This is a genomic window from Candidatus Methylomirabilota bacterium (assembly GCA_036005065.1).
In the GTDB taxonomy this organism is placed as follows: Bacteria; Methylomirabilota; Methylomirabilia; order Rokubacteriales; family DASRDR01; genus DASYQW01.
In genome coordinates, this window is sequence record DASYQW010000205.1 from 1 (window position 1) to 2,215 (window position 2,215).

The 2,215-nt window shown below is 75.5% G+C and carries 2 protein-coding genes; both read right to left on the reverse strand.

The features are described from left to right. The coding region (locus VGW35_15175; GenBank protein HEV8309002.1) for an ABC transporter substrate binding protein at nt 1-425 on the reverse strand (425 nt) is incomplete at its 3' end. A gap of 13 nt (nt 426-438) precedes the next feature. After that, the coding region (locus VGW35_15180) for an FAD-binding protein (protein ID HEV8309003.1) at nt 439-2,215 on the reverse strand (1,777 nt) is incomplete at its 5' end.

Here is a 2,215-nt window from a genome sequence, read left to right on the forward strand (position 1 = left end):
CGCGCGAGGCTGGCGACGAGCCGGTTCTCGACCGGGTCGGCGGCAAACGCCATCACGATGGGGATCGTCCTCGTCGCGTCCCGGGCCGCCTGCACCGCGGGCGTGCTGGTCGCGAGGATGAGGTCCACCCGCATGGCGACCAGCTCGGCCGCCAGCGCGGGCAGGCGCTCGAGCTTCCCCGCGGCGCCCCGATACTCGATGAGAAGGTTCTGGCCCTCGACGTAGCCCAGGCCCCGCAAGCCTTCCGACAGGGCCCCGGGCCGCGTCGGCCCGGGGCGCGTCGGCCCGAGCCCCCATGGCCCGAGCCACCCGATCCGGTAGATCTTCCCCGGAGCCGGCTGCGCACCGACCGGGATCGCCACCGCCACGAGGGCGGCGACCAGCAGCCACCGCCCGATCCGCCGGTCGCGCACGATCACGCTCACCCGTGGCCGCGCCTCAGTCGCCGATCTCCACCATCGCCGGCGACGGCGCCGCCTCGGGCCGGGCCCGCGTGAGCCGGACCGGCTCGGTCCACACCCCCAGGCTTCCGTTCCGCGCCGCCACCAGCACGTTGACGAGCCAGCGCGCGTCGTCGGGCTCGGGGTGATCGGCCCGGTAGTGGGCGCCGCGGCTCTCACGGCGCTCGAGGGCGCTCCGGGCGATCAGCCGGGCGGCCAGCGCCTGGTTCCGCGCGTCGAGCCACGCCTGCCAGGCCAGGTTGTAGGCGGGCCCGCCCGGGACCGGCGCCGCCTCGACCCGGGCGCCGAGCTCCTCGAGCGCGTGGAGGGCCGCCTCGAGCCCCTCCCCCGTCCGCACGAGCCCGACCTGCTCCCACATCAGGTCCCGCAGCGCCCGCCGGAGGGCCACGACCTCGTCCCGGCTGCTCCGGCCGAGGGGGAGGCGGGCGGCCGCCGCGCCACGCTCGCCGTCGCGCGCCGACACCGCCGGCCGGGGCCGCTCCACCACCCACTCCGCCATCACATCCCCGGCGATGCCCCCGAAGACGGTCGAGTCCGCCACGCCATTCCCGCCCAGCCGGTTCGCGCCGTGCACGCCGCCCGCGTCCTCGCCGGCGGCGAACAACCCCTCGACGGCCGTCCGACAATCGGGCTCGATCACTACGCCGCCCATGAGGAAGTGCGCGGTCGGCATGACGGGCACCGGCCGGCGCGCCAGATCCAGCCCGAAATCCCGGCAGCGGCGCGCCATCCCCCGGAAGTTCCGCTCGACGAAGTCCGCCCCGAGGTGGGAGACGTCGAGCCACACGCCGCCCTCGGGCGTGCCCCGCCCTTCGGCGATCTCCCGGTAGCTCGCGCGGGCCACCACATCCCGGGTCGAGCGCTCGAGCCGGACCGGATCGTAGCGGGCCATGAAGCGCTCGCCGGCCTGGTTGAAGAGCCGCCCGCCGGCGCCCCGCAGCCCTTCCTCGAGCAGCGCTCCGGTCATGAGCGACCCCGGCACCACGAGTCCGGTCGGGTGGAACTGGACCATCTCCATGTCGCGGAGGGTCGCGCCGGCCCGGAAGGCGAGCGCGATCCCGTCGGCCGCCTTGTCCGCCGAGCAGGCGACGACCCGATACATGGTGGGCCCGCCCCCGCACGCGAGGAGGGTGGCCCGCGCGCACGCGAGGACGGCCCCGCCGGTGCGGATGTCGAGGAGGAGGGCGCCGCCGACGCGCCCGGCGCCGTCCTGGAGCAGCTCGAGCGCGCGATGCTCCTCCAGCACCCGGATCGCCGGCCGGGCCCACACCTGCTCGGCGAGGCGGTTCATGATCTCGATGCCGGTGAGGTCGCCCTTGTGGATCGTGCGGTCGTGGCTCTGGCCGGCGAAGGGCTTCTGATGAATCTGCCCGTCGGGCGCCCGGTCGAAGAAGCAGCCGTAGCGGCTCTCGAGCTCGACGATCCGCGCCGGTGCCGTCTCGACGAGCCGCCAGGCCAGCTCCTGGTCGTTGAGGAACCCGCCGCCCTTGAGCGTGTCGAGCAAGTGGGCCTCGAGCGAGTCGGGGGCGCGGAGGACCGCGTTGTAGCCCCCCTGGACCATCCGGGTGCAGCCGGCGCGGCCGAGGAGACCCTTCACGACGAGGGTGATGCCGAGGCCGGGGGCGCGGTCGGCGGCGTGGAGCGCGGCGGTCAGCCCCGCGCCGCCGGCGCCGAGAATCAGGAGGTCGGTCTCGATGCGCTCCACGGGGGTACGGTATGAAGTCCCCGGCGAGGCGTCAAGCCCGGTCCACGCC